This is a genomic window from Coprobacillus sp. (genome assembly GCF_984815275.1).
This window is the reverse complement of sequence record NZ_CFJNYH010000013.1, coordinates 49,979-69,197: the sequence shown is the minus strand read 5'-3', so window position 1 is coordinate 69,197 and position 19,219 is coordinate 49,979. Positions and strand designations below refer to the sequence as shown.

Here is a 19,219-nt window from a genome sequence, read left to right as displayed (position 1 = left end):
TCGATAGGTGAAGACCTCCGCAACAAAAGACCCTTATAGGGTCTGTACATACCACGTCTTTTAGGCGTGGTTATGATATGTTTTTTTTGCAGAATGTGAAATTATTGATATTTTGTTGAAAGAATGGGTAAATTCCTATATAATACAAACCGTCGAGAAATTTTGAAAGGAGAAGAAACTATGCAATATATTACATTAATTGGTATTGTTATTATTGTTATTGGGTTTGCATTAAAACTAGATGTATTGGCTGTTGTTATTGTGTCTGGTATTGTTACAGGCCTAGTTGCTGGAATGGATTTTTTAGAAATTTTAAGGATTCTTGGTGAATCTTTTGTCAATAATAGATTGATGTCTATTTTCTTGATTATTTTTCCAGTTATAGCTATCATCGAAAGATATGGCTTAAAGGAAAGAGCAGCTTATTTGATTGGGAAAATTAGAAATGCATCAGCTGGGAAAGTTTTATCTATTTATAGTGTCATTCGTTCAATTGCTTCAGGATTAAATGTAAGAATCGGAGGGCATGTTCAATTTGTAAGACCTTTAATTTTACCTATGAGTGAAGCTGCTGCTGAAAAATCAAAAGGTGAGAAGTTAACTGAGGCTGAAGATGAAGAGATTAAAGGGTTATCTGCTGCTGTTGAAAACTATGGAAATTTCTTTGCTCAAAACTGTTTTCCTGCTTCTAGTGGAGTTGTTTTGATTCAAGGAACGTTGGTTGGGTTAGGATATCAAGATGTTACGTTGTCAATGATTTCATCATCAGCATTCTACATTGCTTTTATTTCTGTTTTTTTAACAGTAATACAAGTGCTATGGTATGATAGGAAACTCAAGAAAGGAGGAAATCGATAATGACTGAATTTTTAGGAACGTTTCTTCCAGAATTTTTCTATGTATTATGTGGCTTGGTGAGTTTTGATACTGCATTAAGAGCTACTAAAAATGAAGAATCTAAGATAGGGACATCATTATTCTGGTGTTTACTTGGAATTATCTTTATGTTTGGAAAATTGATTCCCTCTGTTGTTACTGGGGCTTTATTGGTTGTTATGGGATGTTTGACAGCAACGAAGCAAGTGAGAATGTCTAGCTTTGTTGAGTCAACACCTGAATTTCGTCAGGCTGCTAGTGAAAAAGTAGGGAATAAGATTTTTATTCCAGCTGTATCAATTGGAATTATGGCACTGCTTTTATCATTTATTAAATATAATGCCAATACATTCTTCTTTGCTTTTAGAGATATATTGGCACCAATTATTTCATTTGGAAGCGGTGGTGGAGATGCAGTTGCCTTAGATGGTGCTGTAATGACTGGAACAGCTTGTCTGGTTGCTTTGATATTAGCGATGGCTATCTGTAGACCTAAAGTTTCTGAAACACGTTCTGATACATCACGTTTATTAATGCAAGTTGGTGCATCTTGTTTGTTGCCACAATTGTTAGGAGCTTTAGGTGCTGTATTTAAAGAGGCAGGAGTTGGTGATGTTATTTCACAAATCATTTCAAGTGTTGTTCCAGCTGGCAATATTGTTGTTGGTGTTATTGTCTATGTTTTAGGAATGGTTATTTTTACAATGATTATGGGTAATGCATTTGCAGCATTTACAGTTATTACGATTGGCATAGGATACCCATTTGTTATTGCTCAAGGTTGGAATCCTGCGGTTATTGGTGCTTTAGGAATGACAGCAGGTTATTGTGGAACATTGATGACACCTATGGCTGCCAACTTTAACATTGTTCCTTGTGCTGTACTAGAAACAAAAGACCAGAAATGGGCTGTTATTAAAGCACAGTTGCCAATGGCTTTAATTATGATTGTTATTCACGTTGTTTTAATGTTAGTCTTAGGATTCTAGGAGGAAAGTTATGAAAATTTTAGTAACTGGTTTTGATCCCTTTGGTGGAGAAAAAATTAATCCAGCGATTGAATCTGTGAAGAAACTGTCAGATACAATTGCTGGAGCACAAATTGTAAAATTGGAAATTCCTACAGTTTGTCATCGTTCTTTAGCAGTTATAGATCAGGCAATTCAGGAACATAATCCTGATGTTGTCTTATCAATTGGGCAGGCAGGAGGAAGAACAGATATTACAGTGGAACGTATTGGTATTAATATGGATGATTGTCGTATTCCAGATAATGATGGTCAACAGATTATTGATGAACCTGTGTTTCCCAATGGACCTGCTGCTTATTTCTCAAATTTACCGATTAAGGCAATGGTTGCTCGTATCCAGGAACGTCAAATTCCTGCATCAGTTTCAAATAGTGCAGGAACATTTGTATGCAATCACGTTCTCTATGGGGTGAGACATATTATTGAAACCAAATATCCTGGAAAAAGAAGTGGATTTATACATATCCCATTTTTGCCACAACAAGTGATTGATAAGAAAAATATGCCAAGCATGAGCTTGGATAGTATTGTTGAAGCTCTGACGGCTGCAATTGAAGCAATCATTGACACACAGGAAGATATCAAAGTAACAGGTGGGGCTACACATTAATGAAACATCGAATATTTGTATATGGAACTTTAAGATTGGGTATGTATAATTATGATTTGTATCTAAGGGATGAAGATTCGTTTCGCAGTTATGCATACATCAAAGGAAGTTTAATGACAATTTTAACAAAAGTTTATCCAGCTTATTTAACTGAGGGTCACCATATGATTTTAGGTGAAATTCATGAAGTTGATGAAGAGACTTTAAAGAAAATTGATAAAATGGAAGGATATAAAGGATATAATTGTATTGATAATGAATATAATAAGGAAATATGTCCTATATATGATGATCAAGGCCATGAAATTGAAAAACTTCCAGTATATGTTTACAATATGGATAATGAAGATAATGTTTTATTATTAGGTGATGATATTCACTGTCTAGATTATGTTCAATATATTCAACAAAAAAGAGATGGAAAAAAGAGTTTATTCGACTTCGATTCTGAAGAAGAATAAACTCTTTTTCTTATTCAATAATTTCAATTTGCATGGATTTCATAACATCGATACTTTCATGATGAACTTTTTCGTCACCGCTAGAAGTTCCTCTCAAATCTACTCGAATAGGTGTATCAGGTTGAGCAGCTTTAGCCATAATAGCATTAGAGAGTACACAGATATGTGAAACAACTCCAACTAGTGTGATATCTTTATATTCTTTATCTTCTAAGTAATATGCTAGGTCTAAAGAAGGAAAAGTAGGTTTTTTGAAGCATAAGCAATCTTGAAGTAATTCTCCAACTTTTCCATAGAGTTGCCAACCTTCTGTATTTTCAATGCAGTGTTCAACTGGTAGGTGATGACCTTCATACGTTTCTAAGTAATTCTGTTGGTGAGTATCCATTGTATAAATAATTTCATCACCATTCATATGATACTCTTTAATCAGTTGAATAATATGTTCTTCTAATAATTGTGCTTTTTCAAAACCAAGGCTTCCATTAACAAAATCATTTTGATAATCTACTACGATTAATAATCTTTTCATCTTTTTCATCTCCTCGTTTTTCATTATTTTACCAAAATATATTGACATGTCAAATACTTGATTGTATAATCATATTGTCATATGAATATATGTTCATATGAAGAAGGAGGCAAAGTATGGAAAAAACTATCATTGTCAATCAAGATGCAGTGGATAAAGTCTTAGATGCTTTACCTGATGAAGAGATATTATATGATGTTGCAGAGTTATTTAAGGTTTTTGGTGATTCTACACGTATTAAGATTATCTGTGTTTTATTTGAATCTGAGATGTGTGTGTATGATTTGGCAGCAACTTTAGAAATGACACAATCTGCTATTTCTCATCAGTTAAGAATATTGAAAAATGCGAATTTGGTCAAATTTAGAAGAGATGGTAAAATGATTTATTATTCATTGGATGATGAACATGTACAGCAAATCTTTGATGCTGGATATAAACATGTCATTGAATAGGGGGATAAGCTGTTATGATGAAAAAATATATTATTAAAAATCTTGATTGTGCATCATGTGCACAAAAAATTGAAGATGTATTAAACAAAAGAAATGATATTATTGAATGCTCAATTTCGTTTGCAAATAGTTTGTTAGTGCTTGAATCACAAAATGATATTGATATTCATGAATTACAAGTGGCTATTCAAAAAGTGGAACCAGATGTCCAATTAGAAGAGAAAGGAAAGCGAACTCAATTGTCATCACAGCATACACATCAAGAGCATCAGCATGAACATGTCAATTGTGACTGTGGTCATGACCATACACATCATAAACATGATCAATGTGATTGCAGTCATGACCATGAACATCTTGATGTCAAAACACACTCATTGAATCGGGATGGAACGATTTCTTACAAAATATCTGGGCTTGATTGTGCATCTTGCGCAATGAAAGTTGAAGAAGCTATCCGTAAGATGGATGAAATTGAAGATGCTGCATTAAATTTTTCTACTGAAACATTACAAGTGAAAGCAAAAGGAAATGTCGAAGCAGAAATTTTGATTGCATCTTTACAAAAAACTGTTGATAAAGTAGAAGATGGTGTGACATTATCATATAAAAATACCAATCGCTCACTAGGGAAGCCGAAGTTATTTAGTTTAAAAGAAAATTGGGCATTGGTTTTAGGAGTTGCTGTTTATTTTATCAGTATTTTATTAGAAGGACAAAATATTTCATTTTTTGGTTTTCTTATTTCTTATATCTTAATTGGTTATGAAGTTATTTGGAAGGCTATTAAAAATATTTTAAGAGGAGAAATTTTTGATGAAAATTTCTTAATGGGAATAGCAACAATTGGAGCTTTCTGTATAGGTGATTATAAAGAGGCTGTTGCAGTATTGCTATTCTATAGTGTTGGAGAGATTTTTCAGTCTTATGCTGTTAATAAGACAAGAAGTTCAATTTCTTCATTGATGGATATTAAAAGTGAATTTGCTAATCTAAAAACATCTACAGGTGTTAGAAAGGTTGAGCCTGAAGATGTTAAGGTTGATGATATTATTGTTGTGAAAGTTGGTGAAAAAATTCCATTAGATGGTGTTGTTGTAAAGGGGATTTCTTCTTTAGATACATCTAGTTTGACTGGTGAATCTATGCCAAGAGAAGTTCGTGAAAACGAAGATGTTTTGGCAGGAGTTGTTAATTTAACAAACATTCTTGAAATAAGAGTCACAAAACCGTATGTGGATTCTACTGTCTCAAAAATCTTGGAATTAATGGAAAATGCAGCCAGTAAGAAAGCGCCTATTGAGAGATTTATTACAAGGTTTGCTCGTATATATACGCCTACAGTTGTTGCTTTGGCGGTATTGTTGGCTATTGTTCCGATGTTTATTTTTGAAGATGCTGTTTTTAGTGATTGGTTATATCGTGCTCTAACATTCCTTGTTGTTTCTTGTCCTTGTGCTTTGGTCATTTCTATTCCATTAGGCTTATATGCTGGACTTGGTAAAGCAAGCAAAATGGGTGCTCTAATCAAAGGTGGGAATTATCTTGAATTATTAAAAGATGTTGATACTGTTGTTTTTGATAAAACTGGAACATTAACTCAAGGGCAATTTGATGTTGTTGAAGTGAATGGACAAGATGATTTATTGATGTATGGTGCATATGGAGAGTTTTATAGTAATCATCCAATTGCAAAAAGTATTGTTGCAAAATATGGTCAAAGTATTGATGAGAATCAAATTGATGATTTTAAAGAAATTGCAGGTAAAGGTATTGATGTTAAGATTCAAGGAAAACATGTATGTCTAGGAAATGAATCTTTCTTTGAGGATATGAATATTCAAGTGAAAGAGCCAAAAACTGTTGGTACAATCGTTTATGTTGCTATTGATGGACAATTTGCTGGTTCCATTGTTGTTGCAGATCAAATTAAAGAATCTACAATGAAAGGAATTCAGTTATTAAAAGAAGTTGGAATTAAAAATACTGTTATGCTAACTGGAGATCATCATAGGGTTGCGAATGATGTTGCACAGAAACTAGGAATTGATACAGTTTATAGTGAGCTGTTACCACAAGATAAAGTTCAACAGGTTGAAAAGTTATTGAAACAAGATGGTTATGTTGCCTTTGTAGGTGATGGTATCAATGATGCTCCTGTTTTAGCAAGGGCTGATATCGGGATTGCAATGGGTGGTGTTGGAAGTGATGCTGCTATTGAAGCGGCAGATGTTGTTTTAATGCAAGATAATATTGAAACAATTAAAGATGCAATTATCATTTCTCATAAGACAAATAAAGTCTTGAAGCAAAATGTTACTTTCACATTAGTTATTAAAATTGGTGTCTTGTTGTTAACGATGTTTGGTTGGTCAAATATGTGGATGGGTGTTTTTGCTGATGTTGGAGTTACATTAATTGCGATTCTTAATTCTATGAGAGTTTTAAAATAAATAATAGAGATAGTATCTCAATAATGAAATGAACCCAAATATCAGGTTGTTTAAACTTTGGGGGATTTCATAGAGATGCTATCTTTTTTTGATGTAAAATAAGAAATGCTGGTATTCATTAATGACTATTGATGCTTCAAGTGAAATAGTAGTTGTGGTAGATAATATGACTCAAGAAGGTATAAAAATTCTAAAAAATGATTCATCTATGACTTTATCAATGGTCTGATGATTAGAACAAATTAACTTTCAGCCAGAAAAAAGAGTCAGACTGGTTTATTTATCGTATGGTGGTTTGGTGGATCTTGTTGTCACTGAAACTCTTATTTGCTATGTAAGGAAAGATTAAATAAATAGTATAGTCTTCAATAAACAAGTGATTAGTGCTTGTTTGACAAAGATTATGTTTTTTTGATGATATTGAGTTAGAATATGATAACTTTTTAAGATTTAATGAATGTCTTGTGTTTTCATCGTTATAAAAATGCGTTATAATATAAATAATGGGGGATTGTTTATGACATTAGATGAAGTAAAACCAGGAATGACGGTTGTTATTGAAACAGTTGGTGGTAAAGGGCTATTACGCCGTCGTTTATTAGAAATGGGATTAACACCTAAAACAAAAATAAAGGTTCGTAAAGTGGCACCTATGGGTGATCCAATAGAAGTTTATTTACGAAGTTATGTTTTAACCTTAAGAAAAGATGATGCTTCCAAGATAGCAATCAAGGAGGTTAGTGATGAGTAGAAAAATAGCGTTAATAGGTAATCAAAATTGTGGAAAAACAACATTGTTTAATGCTTTAACAGGATCAAGTCAGCATGTTGGGAATTTTCCTGGCGTAACAGTTGAACAAAAAAAGGGTTTCATAAAAAAGCATAAAGAGCAATTTGAATTAATTGATTTGCCAGGTATTTATTCATTATCTCCATATACTTCTGAAGAAATTGTTTCCATTCAATTTCTATTAGATGAACATCCGGATTTAATTATTAATATTGTTGATGCAACAAATATGGAAAGAAATCTATATTTAACAATGCAATTAATGGAATTAAATATTCCTATGATTCTTGTTTTAAATATGATGGATGAAGTTGTGAGCAGTGGGAATTGTATAGATTTGGATGGCTTAAAAGAAAAACTGGGGATGAGTATTGTTCCTATCTCAGCTAGTAAAAATGAAGGTATTGAAGATGTTATTACTGAGATAGAAAGGAATATGGATCAGCCAGCTAGACATTTAGATTTATGTCATGGACCTGTTCATAAAGCGATTCATTCCATTTCACATATTGTTGAACAGAAGGTTAGAGCATTGCATCTTCCAGTACGTTATTGTGTGACAAAACTGATTGAAGGTGACAAAGAGATGTTTAAGACTCTACAATTATCTGAAAATGACTGTCATATTATTGAGCATATACTGGAAGGAATGGAAGAAGAGTCAGGAACTGATCGTGAAGCAGCATTGGTTGATATGCGTTATTCTTTCATTGAAGAGGTTTGTCAAGACTGTGTTTTTACAGAGTGTGAAACCAAAGAACAAATTCGTTCAGAGAAGATTGATTTGCTACTTACACATAAATACTTAGGAATACCAGTATTTATATTGATTATGTTATTCATTTTTTACTTTACATTCTATCTTATTGGTGCTCCTTTGCAGGATTTGATGGATAGTGGAATTACCATTGTTTCTGATTGGTTATTGGCATTTTTAGAAACGAACCATGTTGCTTACTGGTTACGCGCCTTAATTGGGGATGGTATTTTAGCAGGAGTGGGAAGTGTTTTGTCTTTTTTGCCTGTTATTGTTATTTTGTTTTTCTTTTTATCATTGCTAGAAGACAGTGGATATATGGCGAGAGTTGCTTTCGTTATGGATAAGGCTTTAAGGAAAATTGGCTTATCTGGCAGATCATTTGTTCCAATGCTGATAGGTTTTGGATGTAGTGTACCAGCTATAATGGCTACACGTACATTATCAAGTGATCGTGATCGTAAAATGACAATAGTATTAACACCATTTATGTCATGTAGTGCTAAATTGCCTATCTATGGAATGATTATAGCAGCATTTTTTCCAAGTAAAGCTGCTATAGTTATGATTACAATCTATTGTATTGGTATACTTGTTGCTGTTGTTTCAGCTTTGCTGTTGAAAAATACAATTTTTTTAGGAGAGCCTGTCCCATTTGTATTGGAATTACCAGCATATCGTATTCCAACTGCTAAAAATGTTATGCTAAATGTTTGGGATAAGGCAAAAGATTTTATTCGTAAAGCTTTTACAGTGATTTTTATAGCTTCTATTGTGATATGGTTCTTACAAAGTTTTAACTTCCAATTTGAAATGATAGAGGACAGCAGTCAAAGTATTTTAGCAGCAATTGGTACATTTGTTTCGCCTATATTTAAGCCACTTGGATTTAATGATTGGCGTGCCTCAACAGCATTAATGACTGGGATTACTGCAAAAGAATCTGTTGTTTCTACCTTAAGTGTTTTAACTGCAACAAATACAGCTACTTCTTTAAATAGTGCTTTGGCAGGAATATTTACTCCTATGAGTGCATTTGCATTCTTGGTATTTACTGTTTTGTATATGCCTTGTATTGCAGCATTTGCTGCTACAAAGAGAGAACTAGGTAGTTGGTTACAGGCTTTATTAACTGCTGGATTTCAAACTGGGATGGCATATTTAGTTGCTATGCTGATATATCAGATAGGAAATTTATTTCTATGAATAGAGTTGATATCATTGTTATTATAGTTTTATGTATATGTATTATTTTGGCTTATCGTATCATAAAAAAAGGACATTGCCATAATTGTTCAGATTGTCATAAGAATTGTGGAGGGAAGAAAGATGGAAGAGAATTTAAAGACTTTATTGAAAATCAAAGAGACAGAATTGATTAAATCTTTTGAGGCAAATAATATGACTTTAATGTTTGTGAAAAATCAAACAGAATTGGAGACTTATTTAAAAAGTATTTTAAAAGATGGTAAGAAAGTTGCTGTTGGTGGAAGTGTAACGCTGAATCAAATGGGTGTTGTTGATTTATTGCGTACGAGTGATGTCCATTTTATTGATCGATATGAAGAAGGATTGTCAAGAGATGTTATGGAAGATCGTTTTCGTGAGGCATTTTATGCTGATTTATTCATTACGAGTACAAACGCTTTAACTATGGATGGATGTTTGTATAATGTTGATGGAACAGGGAATCGTGTAGCAGCAATGATATTTGGACCAAAAGAGGTTATTGTGATTGCTGGATTGAATAAAATCTGTCAAGATGAAGCAGGTGCATTGTCACATATTAAAAATTGTAGTGCTCCAGCAAACGCTATTCGTTTAAATAAAAAAACACCTTGTGTAAAAACAGGCAGATGTATGGAATGCCATAGTCCAGAAAGAATTTGTAGCAGTTTTGTTAAATTAGGATATCAAGGGAAGGTTAATCGTATGAAAGTCATCATTGTTGAAGACTATTTAGGATATTAGGTGAATTTATGAAAAAACAAGCAGGATTGTTATTTCCGATATCAGTTTTGCCAGGACGTTATGGTGTTGGTGATTTTGGTCAACATGCTTATGAGCTGGTTGATAAGATGGCTAGCGCATCAATAACACTATGGCAGATTTTACCATTAAATCCATTAGGCTATGGAAATTCCCCATATCAGCCATTATCAACTCATGCTGGAGATGAAATTTATTTAAGTCTTGCTGGATTGGTAGAAGATAATTTATTATTGGCTGAAGAAGTGACATCTTTTCATACGCTTTATCATTTTGTGGATTATAAAGAAGTAAGACACGTTAAAGAGAAATTATATTTGAAAGCTTTTGAACGTTTTGAGGAAACTGATGAGTATCAACGTTTTGTAAAAGAAAATGATTGGGTACATCTTTATGCAGTTTTTAAAGTTTTTAAAGATCATAATCATCAAAAATCATGGGTTGAATGGGAAGACGAATATAAGTATTATTATCGTGATTTATCATTTTCTTTAACACCATTTTTAAAGGAAATTAATTATCAAATCTTCTTACAATATTATTTCTTTAAACAATGGAATGCATTAAAAAATTATGCAAATCAAAAAGGTATTTCAATTATTGGAGATATGCCAATTTATGTTGGTTTAGATTCAGTTGATGTTTGGGTGAATCAACAATGTTTTCTTTTGGAAGAAGATGGAAAGCCATCATTTGTAGCAGGAGTTCCACCAGATTATTTTAGTAAATTTGGTCAAAGATGGGGAAATCCACTTTATGATTGGGAGTATTTATCTAAACATCAGTTTGACTTTTGGGTTGAACGTATGAAAGCAGCTTCACAAATTTATGATACAGTACGGATTGATCATTTTAGAGCCTTTGATACGTATTGGAAAATTCCTGAAAGTGAATCAACAGCTATTATTGGTGATTGGATAGAAGCTCCTGGTTATCAATTGTTTGATACTTTGTTTAATAAGGTTCCAGAACTATCTATTCTCGCTGAAGATTTAGGCGAACTTCGTCATCAGGTTTATGATTTAAGAGATCATTATCATTTGAAAGGAATGTATGTTTTTCAGTTTCATTATTGTTATGATTTTGATTTTCATAAGGTTGTTGTTTACACTGGTACACACGATAATGATACACTTGTTGGCTGGTTAGATTCATTAGAAAAAGAAGACTATAAAAAAGTATCCACATATATTGCTAATTATGATGAGGTTCACGATTATCAAAAAATCATTCATTACTGTTTAGATTTAGAAGCAATGCATGTTATTGTTCCAGTATGGGATATGATGGGGTGTGATACATCAGCACGATTTAATGTACCTGGTAAGATAGGTTCGCCAAACTGGGAGTATCGTTTGTCATCCTTTGAACAATTTGATTCATATTTAGAAGATTATAAAAATATGATAGAAGTGAGTGGAAGAAAAGGGGTTTAATTATGAAACGTGCAGTGGTATTAGCTGGTGGCGGATCTAAAGGTGCTTATGAAGCTGGTTTCATGAAAGCACTTAGTGAGTTGGGTATTGATTACCAAATTGTGACAGGAACATCAATAGGGGCAATGAATGGATGTTTATTAGCTCAACAAGATTTAGAGGCTTTGGAAAAACTTTGGAACCATATAGATATTTCTCAAGTCTTTGCTGGTGGCTTTCAACCAGATTTTCAATTTGATTTAGATACTATGTTAAATCAATCTAACTTAATTATTTCTTTTTTTAAGAAATATATAAAAGAAAAAGGGGCTGATATTACACCATTAAAGGAACTTATTCGAAGTTTGTTAAAAGAAGAACAACTCTTATCATCACCAATTGATTTTGGCTTGTGTACAGTTCATTATCCATCATTAAAACCATTATTCATTACCAAAGAAGAAATGAACAAACAATATATATTTGATTATCTCATTGCAAGTGCATCATGTTTTCCAGTTTTTCCAATTCATTCAATTCAAAACGAAGACTTTATAGATGGTGGTTATTATGATAATGTTCCAATTGACCTCGCTTTTGATATGGGTGCTGATGAGATTATTGTTGTGGATATGAATAGTAAAGAAGCAACTCATAAACATTATGTCAATCGTCCTCATATCACATATACAATGCCTTATGTGGATTTAGGTGGATTCATGGACTTTAGTCGTGAAGCATTAGATAGAAATAAACGTTTGGGTTATCAAACAGCCATGAAATGTTTTGGTGATTACTTGGGGGTAAAATATACATTTCAGCAGTTTGAATCACCTTTGTTTCATGTTTTTTATAAAGATATTCTTTATTTAGAACGTTATATGCGTAAAATGTTTAGAAGTGATACAGGTGGTAATCTTGTTTATAGATTCATGGAGGCTCATAAGGATCAGCCTTTAAGTGAAAATGATTATTTATTTGTAGCTTTAGACTGGACATTAGAACTTGTAGGGCGTGATCCAAGTTATGTTTATCAGTTTGATTTGGTGGTTCAAGATTTGTTAAAGGATTTTGAAAAATACACAAATCCAGAATATCAAATGGTATCATTACGTTCAACAGATGAAATATCTAAAACATTAAAGAATATTAATAAGTTAGGTGTTGTAGGACGTTTGTTGCATGGTATGCTGTATCCTGCAGAAGAGAAGGTCGATGTTGAGAAATTTCTTACATTATTTTCTAAAGAAGTCATTATCGCTAGGCTTCTGTTTATGTTATATAATGAAAAAAGAGATGAGACTTCAGTTGAAAACTGAGTTCTTATCTCTTTTTATAATTAAATATATATGTTCTTTTTCGTTTTATCGTATATAATTTTAAGTCCTTTGAATGTTAAATCAACATCATAAATATCAATTTCATCAGTTTCGCTTGCAATAATACGTCCTAAACCACCTGTTGAAATGACTTTTAGGTTTTCTCCATATTCTTCTTTAATCGTTCTAATAATATATTCAGTTTGACCAATATATCCGAAAACAATTCCAGCCTGCATACTTTTAATTGTATTCTTAGCAATAATTTTATTAGGTTTTTGAATTTCGATTTCTGGCAATTTAGCAGCTTGTGAGGAAAGGGCATTTGTTGATATACCAATACCAGGAGCAGTTGCTCCCCCTATAAACTCACCCTTAGCAGTAACAACATCATAAGTTGTTGCTGTTCCAAAATCAATGACCAAACAAGGTCCACCATAAGTATAAAAGGCACCAGCTGCATCTACTAATCGATCGGCACCAAGTGTTGAAGGATTGTCAATGCGAATATCAATACCTGTTTTGACACCTGGACCAATAAATATAGGATTCTTATGAAGATATTTTTTAATACAGTTGGTAAAAGAATAGTTGATTTTTGGAACGACGCTACTAATAATAATATCCTCGATTTGTTCAACTTCAATTGAAGATGCATTTAAGAAAGATAATAACATGAATCCATATTCATCAGATGTTCTTTGAAACTTTGTTGTTAAACGATAATTACCAATTAACTGATCTCGGTCATAAACTCCCATTGTAATATTTGTATTACCAATATCGATAGCAACTAACATAATGATTCCTCCATCTTTTTTAATGTCATTAAAATTTCATAAGCAAGCTCATCCTTAGATAATAATCCATAATCTTTCATACTATCTTGAGTTATAAATGTTACAATATTTGTATCCCCTTGAAAGCCAGCACCATCTGTTTTTAAATGATTAGCAACAATCATATCACAATTCTTTTTCTTCAATTTATCCTGAGCATGTTCAATCAAGTCACTGGTTTCCATTGCAAAACCACATAGAATCTGCTGTGGTAATTTTTTTTGACCTAAATCAAATAAAATATCTTTATTTTTTATAAGTTCTAAAGTCATTTTATGATCATTTTTCTTGATTTTTTGATCTGCGATATTTTGGCTAGCATAATCTCCAACTGCGGCTGACATAATGATAAAATCTTGTTGTTTTGAAATCTCATGAATAGCCTGATACATATCATCCGCACTCACAACGTTTATGCAATTGATGCCATATGGTTTTTTGAGATAAGTAGGGCCACTGACAAGTGTAACATCTGCTCCTAAACAAAAGGCTGCTTTAGCGATGGCATACCCCATCTTGCCACTTGAATGATTTGTAATATAACGAACGGGGTCAATACTTTCTTGTGTAGGTCCAGCACTCACTAAAATCTTTTTACCTGTTAATGTTTTTTTAGACAAGGCATAATGTATCATTTCCATAATATCTTCTTGATCAGCCAGTTTTCCACGTCCTATATCGCCACATGCTAATAAACCACAAGTAGGTTCTACAAACAATACACCAGTCTCTTTTAAAGATTGCATATTTTTTTGAGTTATAGGATTTTCAAACATGTGAACATTCATAGCAGGCGCAATCAATTTTGGACAAGTTGCTGCTAAGAAAGCACTTGTTAACATGTTATCTGCCATCCCATAAGCTAATTTGGCAATCGTATGTGCACTTGCTGGAACGACTATAAATAAATCAGCATCTTTGACAATATCAACATGTGTAATGATAGCAGGATTCTCATCATCAAAAGTATCAATATAAACTTTTCTTTTTGTAAGTGATTGAATACAAACTGGTGTGATAAATTTTGCAGCACTCTCACTCATCATGACTTCAATATGATAATCTTTTTTTGTTAAATCACTAATCAATTGGATAGCTTTATATGCTGCAATACTTCCAGTTATTCCAACAATAATCTTTTTAGACATACAATAAACCTCATTTCTTTATTTTAATTTTATTAATATACGTGAGACCATAACTGCAATCATGGTTCCAACAATAGCTTCTAATAAGCCACTTGTTGTTATAATACCAATAAGGTAAGGGAATAAAGCACTTAAATCTTTACCAATAGCACTCGCATATTGAGAACCAAAGATAAAATAAATACCACCTAATACCAAAACTGTATTTGTCATAGCACCTAAAAAAGAACCAACAATCATTGCCATGAATTCATTTTTATCTTTTAACTTTTCAAAAAGAAGACCAGCAATATATCCGATAAGAACTCTTGGCACAATTGCAATGAATGCACTCATCAAAGATTTACTGATAAAAGGTGAAAAGACAAAAGAAGTCAAGGTTGGTTGAATAGTATTGATAACTAAACTAGAGATACCAAATACTAGTCCTATGCCTGCTCCCTGTTTTTTTCCAAGAACAATTCCTGCGATAATAACAGGAATATGCAATGTTGTTGCACGTAAAGGTCCAATTGGAATGAAACCAAGAAAAGGCACCATAACCATGAGAATTTCTATCGCTATAAATAGCGACATGAACGAAAGGTTCTTTGTTTTTTGTTTATTCATTTTTCTCCTCCACTGTCGTTTCTTTTGAATACGACGCTTCCTTAAATTTGTCAAAAGAATATATAAGTTAATGCTTATAAAAGTCACTACTTGAGTTATATTTCCTTTAACAAAGCCATTATACACTACTTATAACGAAAAAACAATTTTCCTACTCATTTTATGTTCCATATTTTGACAATCAAAATGAAATAAGGGAGTGGTCTTTTTTTAAATCACTGACATATGTTAAATATGGATATGATCATATTAGTATAGAGATTGCTTTTTAAAATAATTATGTTGGATATGATTGTATTTATAAAAAAGCATATCAAAAATATTAAATAATATAATTATTTAATAGTAATAATTACTATTATTAAAAAAGTTCTTGATTTTGCCAATTTTTGTAGTATAATAAAGACAGATGAAAAAATGAAGGAGGAAATTTAATTATGGCTAAATGGGTATGTAAAGTATGTGGGTATGTACATGAAGGAGATACACCTCCAGAAGTATGTCCAATTTGTAAAGTTTCAGCTGATAAATTTGAAAAAGTAGAAGAAGAAAAAAATTCAAAATATGCAGGTACAAAAACAGAAAAGAATTTAATGGAAGCATTTGCTGGTGAATCACAAGCAAGAAACAAATATACGTATTTCGCAGAAATGGCAAGAAAAGAAGGTTTAGAACAAATCGCTGCTATTTTTGATGAAACTGCAGATCAAGAAAAACAACATGCAAAAATGTGGTTCTCTGAATTTCATGGTATTGGAGCGACTGATGAAAACTTAGTTGCTGCAGCTGCTGGTGAAAATGAAGAATGGACAGATATGTATGCAAGAATGGCTAAGGAAGCAAGAGAAGAAGGATTTGAAGAATTAGCAATTAAATTTGAAAACGTTGGTAAAGTGGAAAGATCACATGAAGCACGTTATTTAAAATTATTGGATTCATATAAGAATGGTAAAACATTCAAAGGAGATGCACCAAAGGGATGGAAGTGTAGACAATGTGGATTTATCTACGAAGGTGAAGAAGCGCCAGAAAGATGTCCAACTTGTGGTTATCCAAAAGCATTTTTTGAAAGAATGACTGAAAACTATTAATTAGTATGTGGTGATGAGATTTTCTCATCACTTTTTCTTTTTCTTAATGGGTTCACATTTTATGAGATTTATTGTAGAATAAAAAGGCATGAAAAAAGGAGAGGTTTTATGGCTAGAGAGAAATTTTCATCGCGTTTTGGCTTTATTTTGATTTCAGCTGGGTGTGCGATTGGATTAGGAAATGTATGGCGATTTCCTTATGTGGTAGGGCAATATGGTGGTGCTCTGTTTGTTTTAATTTATTTGTTGTTTTTAATTCTATTAGGAGCACCAATCATGACAATGGAATTTGCGGTTGGAAGAGCAAGTCAAAAAAGTGCCGTTTCTGCTTTAACAACTTTAAAGCCAGGGCAGAAAATCTGGAAAGGTGTTGGCTATTTTCAGGCAGCTGGAAATTATATGCTGATGATGTTTTATACAACAGTTGGTGGCTGGATGCTTGCTTATTTCTTGAAGATGATCAAGGGAGAATTTAATGGTATAACACCAACTCAAGTGGGAGATATCTTTAATCAATCTTTACAAGATCCATTTATGCAGGTTTTTTGGATGATTGTTGTTGTTGCATTAGGATTTGGTGTTTGTTCATTAGGACTACAAAATGGTGTTGAAAAGATGACAAAGATTATGATGTCATCATTATTTGTCATTATTTTGATTTTGGTTGTTCGTGCTATCACTTTACCTGGTGGCGGTGAAGGTTTAGCTTTCTATTTAATTCCTAATTTAGATTCTATTGCTAGATATGGAGTCTTGGAGGTTATATTTGCAGCTATGGGACAGGCATTCTTCACCTTGAGTTTAGGGATTGGAGCTATTGCTATATTTGGAAGTTACATAGGCAAAGAACGTCGTTTATTAGGCGAAACAATGAGTGTTTGTACATTAGATACACTTGTTGCTTTGATGTCAGGTTTAATTATTTTTCCAGCCTGTTTTGCTTTTGGTGTAAATCCTGAAAGTGGACCTGGTCTTGTCTTTATTACTTTACCTAGTATTTTTAATGAAATGTGGATGGGACAGCTTTGGGGAAGTTTATTTTTTGTTTTTATGAGTTTTGCAGCCATGTCTACAATTATTGCTGTATTTGAAAACATTATATCTTTTGGTATTGATTTGTTTGGGTGGACAAGAAAGAAATCTGTATTTGTTAATTTGGTTTTGATTTTGTTTCTTTCATTACCATGTGCTTTAGGATTTAATGTTTTAAGTGGCTTTCATCCTTTTGGAGCAGGAACATATATTCAGGATTTAGAAGATTTCTTTGTAACATATAATTTTCTGCCACTAGGATCACTTGCTTATTTGATTTTTTGTACATCTCGCTATGGGTGGGGATTTGAAAATTTTTTAGAAGAAGCGAATACTGGTCAAGGGATTCATTTTCCAAAATGGACAAAAGTTTATTTAAAGTATATCTTACCATGTATTATTATTTTCATATTTATTCAAGGATATTGGACTTTTTTTATGAAATGATTAAGATACTTCGTTATGAGGTATCTTTTTTTATGATACCTCTTGACACATTATACTATGTAATGTATAGTATAAGATATAAGGAGGTATATTGATGGATACACAATTAAAAAAGGGGTTCTTAGAGTTTTGTGTATTGGCAAGTTTAATTCAGAAAGATTCATATGGTTATCAGATTATTAAAGATGTGAGTCAATGTATAGATATATCTGAATCAACGCTTTATCCAATTTTAAAAAGATTAGAAAATCATTCTTATGTAGAGACATATACTGTAGAACATAATGGTCGACTTAGAAAATATTATAAGTTAACAGCAAATGGACAGGAACATATTCAGGATTTCTTATCTGGCTGGAATCAAATAGAAAATATATATCATTATATAGAAGGGGAGTTAAATCATGACTAAAAAAGAATTTATTGAAAAATTAGAAGCAGAATTAAAAGATGAAACTTATAGTACTGTTACACAAGTGATGACTTATTATGAAGAAATCATTGCTGATTTAATGGAAGATGGATATAGTGAAGAGGATGCTATCTCAAAACTAGGAAGCATTCAAGAAACAGTTGCGAATGTTAAGGGGAATGAGGAAATTATTGAAATTAAAAAGATGAAAACAACAACATCTGCTTGGGTGAGTATTTTATTAATATTAGGTTTTCCTCTTTGGGGTTCTTTAATGGCTGCTTGGTTATGCTTGTTGTTGGCAGCATATATTTTAATTTGGTGTGTTCCTATCATAACAGTTGCGTTAGGACTGGCTGGCTCTATGAGTTTTATTGTTGGGATTTTTGGTTCATTTGTACTGTTTACAGAATCCGTCTCTTTAGGAATTACACAATTAGGTGTGAGCGCAATATTTGGAGCTGTTGGACTTATTGGGATCGCCCTAACTTATCGAGTATCAGGAACAATTCTTGCATATTCTAAAAAGATGACAGTTTATGTTAAGGAATTTAGTGTTCAAATATTAAGAAAGGTGGGCGTTGTATGTTAAAAACAATGGGAATGCATAAATTGGTTGCTCCAGCAATTGCATTAATGTTAGGAATTGGTGTTGTTCTTACTGGTATAGGTTTTGCAATGGAAAGAAATACAGAATATTTAAAAGAAGATGGAAATCATAAATGGTATCAAATTGTTTATATTGATCAAAATGGATGGTTTCGATTTGGTGTGACTTTTGGTGATTTGGTTTCTTTTGGTGGTTTTGGGATTTCAGATGCACCAGATGCACCAGCAGTGCCACAAGCTCCAAGTGCACCTGTTGCACCTTAGTGATATATGAAATTTGTAGGAACTTAGGGTTCCTATTTTTTTTGGAGATACGATTTTGTCGATATTTGTTGCCTACATGA

General features: G+C 32.5%; 21 protein-coding genes. 17 read left to right on the top strand and 4 right to left on the bottom strand.

The annotated features are described in order from the left end of the window. Positions 1 to 180: 180 nt before the first annotated feature. From AC5M21_RS06380 to AC5M21_RS06365, 4 genes are read left to right on the top strand one after another with little or no spacing between them, the layout of a single operon-like run. Positions 181 to 858, top strand: a complete 678-nt coding sequence (locus tag AC5M21_RS06380) for a DUF969 domain-containing protein (protein ID WP_008789889.1) — start codon at positions 181 to 183, stop codon at positions 856 to 858. After that, the gene (locus AC5M21_RS06375; RefSeq protein ID WP_493531479.1) at positions 858 to 1,865 is read left to right on the top strand and encodes a DUF979 domain-containing protein; all 1,008 of its coding nucleotides are present in this window, start codon (positions 858 to 860) and stop codon (positions 1,863 to 1,865) included. The genes AC5M21_RS06380 and AC5M21_RS06375 overlap by 1 nt, the downstream gene beginning before the upstream one ends. A 10-nt stretch (positions 1,866 to 1,875) precedes the next feature. Beyond that, the gene (gene pcp / locus AC5M21_RS06370; protein WP_054325108.1) at positions 1,876 to 2,517 is read left to right on the top strand and encodes a pyroglutamyl-peptidase I; all 642 of its coding nucleotides are present in this window, start codon (positions 1,876 to 1,878) and stop codon (positions 2,515 to 2,517) included. Further along, positions 2,517 to 2,978, top strand: a complete 462-nt coding sequence (locus AC5M21_RS06365) for a gamma-glutamylcyclotransferase family protein (protein ID WP_008789886.1) — start codon at positions 2,517 to 2,519, stop codon at positions 2,976 to 2,978. Before pcp ends, AC5M21_RS06365 begins: the two co-directional genes overlap by 1 nt. 10 nt (positions 2,979 to 2,988) lie before the next feature. Here the strand turns inward: AC5M21_RS06365 and AC5M21_RS06360 are convergent, their stop codons facing one another. Further along, a complete protein-coding gene (locus AC5M21_RS06360) occupies positions 2,989 to 3,510 on the bottom strand; it encodes a cysteine hydrolase family protein (RefSeq protein ID WP_008789885.1) in 522 nt (173 codons plus the stop codon). A 116-nt stretch (positions 3,511 to 3,626) separates the two neighbouring features. Between AC5M21_RS06360 and AC5M21_RS06355 the strand changes: the two genes are divergently transcribed. The 8 genes from AC5M21_RS06355 to AC5M21_RS06320 all read left to right on the top strand — a co-directional run bounded on the left by AC5M21_RS06355 (position 3,627) and on the right by AC5M21_RS06320 (position 12,688). Further along, a complete protein-coding gene (locus AC5M21_RS06355; protein WP_008789884.1) occupies positions 3,627 to 3,965 on the top strand; it encodes an ArsR/SmtB family transcription factor in 339 nt (112 codons plus the stop codon). A 14-nt stretch (positions 3,966 to 3,979) separates the two neighbouring features. Next, complete coding sequence (locus tag AC5M21_RS06350; RefSeq protein ID WP_008789883.1) at positions 3,980 to 6,418, top strand: heavy metal translocating P-type ATPase; 2,439 nt, start codon at positions 3,980 to 3,982, stop codon at positions 6,416 to 6,418. Positions 6,419 to 6,935: 517 nt separating this feature from the next. Then, a complete protein-coding gene (locus AC5M21_RS06345; RefSeq protein ID WP_008789882.1) occupies positions 6,936 to 7,169 on the top strand; it encodes a FeoA family protein in 234 nt (77 codons plus the stop codon). After that, on the top strand, positions 7,162 to 9,171 hold the full coding sequence (feoB, locus tag AC5M21_RS06340; RefSeq protein ID WP_017143768.1) for a ferrous iron transport protein B: 2,010 nt from the start codon (positions 7,162 to 7,164) through the stop codon (positions 9,169 to 9,171). The genes AC5M21_RS06345 and feoB overlap by 8 nt, the downstream gene beginning before the upstream one ends. Continuing rightward, complete coding sequence (locus AC5M21_RS06335; RefSeq protein WP_008789880.1) at positions 9,168 to 9,347, top strand: hypothetical protein; 180 nt, start codon at positions 9,168 to 9,170, stop codon at positions 9,345 to 9,347. Before feoB ends, AC5M21_RS06335 begins: the two co-directional genes overlap by 4 nt. After that, positions 9,295 to 9,936 (top strand): lactate utilization protein, encoded by a 642-nt coding sequence (locus AC5M21_RS06330; protein WP_008789879.1) that lies wholly within the window; start codon positions 9,295 to 9,297, stop codon positions 9,934 to 9,936. The genes AC5M21_RS06335 and AC5M21_RS06330 overlap by 53 nt, the downstream gene beginning before the upstream one ends. A gap of 8 nt (positions 9,937 to 9,944) precedes the next feature. Further along, the gene (gene malQ, locus AC5M21_RS06325; RefSeq protein ID WP_008789878.1) at positions 9,945 to 11,390 is read left to right on the top strand and encodes a 4-alpha-glucanotransferase; all 1,446 of its coding nucleotides are present in this window, start codon (positions 9,945 to 9,947) and stop codon (positions 11,388 to 11,390) included. 2 nt (positions 11,391 to 11,392) lie between these two features. After that, positions 11,393 to 12,688, top strand: a complete 1,296-nt coding sequence (locus AC5M21_RS06320) for a patatin-like phospholipase family protein (RefSeq protein ID WP_008789877.1) — start codon at positions 11,393 to 11,395, stop codon at positions 12,686 to 12,688. Positions 12,689 to 12,708: 20 nt separating this feature from the next. Here AC5M21_RS06320 and AC5M21_RS06315 read toward each other — a convergent pair whose 3' ends face one another. Genes AC5M21_RS06315 through AC5M21_RS06305 form a run of 3 tightly spaced genes read right to left on the bottom strand, consistent with a single transcriptional unit; the run spans position 12,709 to position 15,284 of the window. Beyond that, positions 12,709 to 13,488: a type III pantothenate kinase gene (locus tag AC5M21_RS06315; protein ID WP_008789876.1), complete on the bottom strand. Its 780-nt coding sequence runs from the start codon at positions 13,486 to 13,488 to the stop codon at positions 12,709 to 12,711. Further along, positions 13,482 to 14,675 carry a bifunctional phosphopantothenoylcysteine decarboxylase/phosphopantothenate--cysteine ligase CoaBC gene (gene coaBC / locus AC5M21_RS06310; protein WP_017143767.1) on the bottom strand — a complete coding sequence of 398 codons (1,194 nt, stop codon included), beginning with the start codon at positions 14,673 to 14,675 and terminating at the stop codon, positions 13,482 to 13,484. Before coaBC ends, AC5M21_RS06315 begins: the two co-directional genes overlap by 7 nt. 18 nt (positions 14,676 to 14,693) lie before the next feature. Then, positions 14,694 to 15,284: an ECF transporter S component gene (locus AC5M21_RS06305; protein WP_008789873.1), complete on the bottom strand. Its 591-nt coding sequence runs from the start codon at positions 15,282 to 15,284 to the stop codon at positions 14,694 to 14,696. Positions 15,285 to 15,721: 437 nt separating this feature from the next. Between AC5M21_RS06305 and rbr the strand changes: the two genes are divergently transcribed. The 5 genes from rbr (at position 15,722) to AC5M21_RS06280 (ending at position 19,139) form a co-directional block, all read left to right on the top strand. Next, positions 15,722 to 16,375, top strand: a complete 654-nt coding sequence (gene rbr / locus AC5M21_RS06300) for a rubrerythrin (protein ID WP_008789872.1) — start codon at positions 15,722 to 15,724, stop codon at positions 16,373 to 16,375. Positions 16,376 to 16,483: 108 nt separating this feature from the next. Further along, positions 16,484 to 17,854, top strand: coding sequence for a sodium-dependent transporter (locus tag AC5M21_RS06295; protein WP_008789871.1), 1,371 nt, complete (start codon positions 16,484 to 16,486; stop codon positions 17,852 to 17,854). Positions 17,855 to 17,948: 94 nt separating this feature from the next. Continuing rightward, the gene (locus tag AC5M21_RS06290) at positions 17,949 to 18,266 is read left to right on the top strand and encodes a PadR family transcriptional regulator (RefSeq protein ID WP_008789870.1); all 318 of its coding nucleotides are present in this window, start codon (positions 17,949 to 17,951) and stop codon (positions 18,264 to 18,266) included. Next, entirely contained in the window at positions 18,259 to 18,858 is a 600-nt protein-coding gene (locus tag AC5M21_RS06285) for a DUF1700 domain-containing protein (protein WP_008789869.1), read from the top strand. Before AC5M21_RS06290 ends, AC5M21_RS06285 begins: the two co-directional genes overlap by 8 nt. Then, on the top strand, positions 18,852 to 19,139 hold the full coding sequence (locus AC5M21_RS06280) for a hypothetical protein (protein ID WP_008789868.1): 288 nt from the start codon (positions 18,852 to 18,854) through the stop codon (positions 19,137 to 19,139). The genes AC5M21_RS06285 and AC5M21_RS06280 overlap by 7 nt, the downstream gene beginning before the upstream one ends. The last annotated feature ends 80 nt before the right edge of the window (positions 19,140 to 19,219 follow it).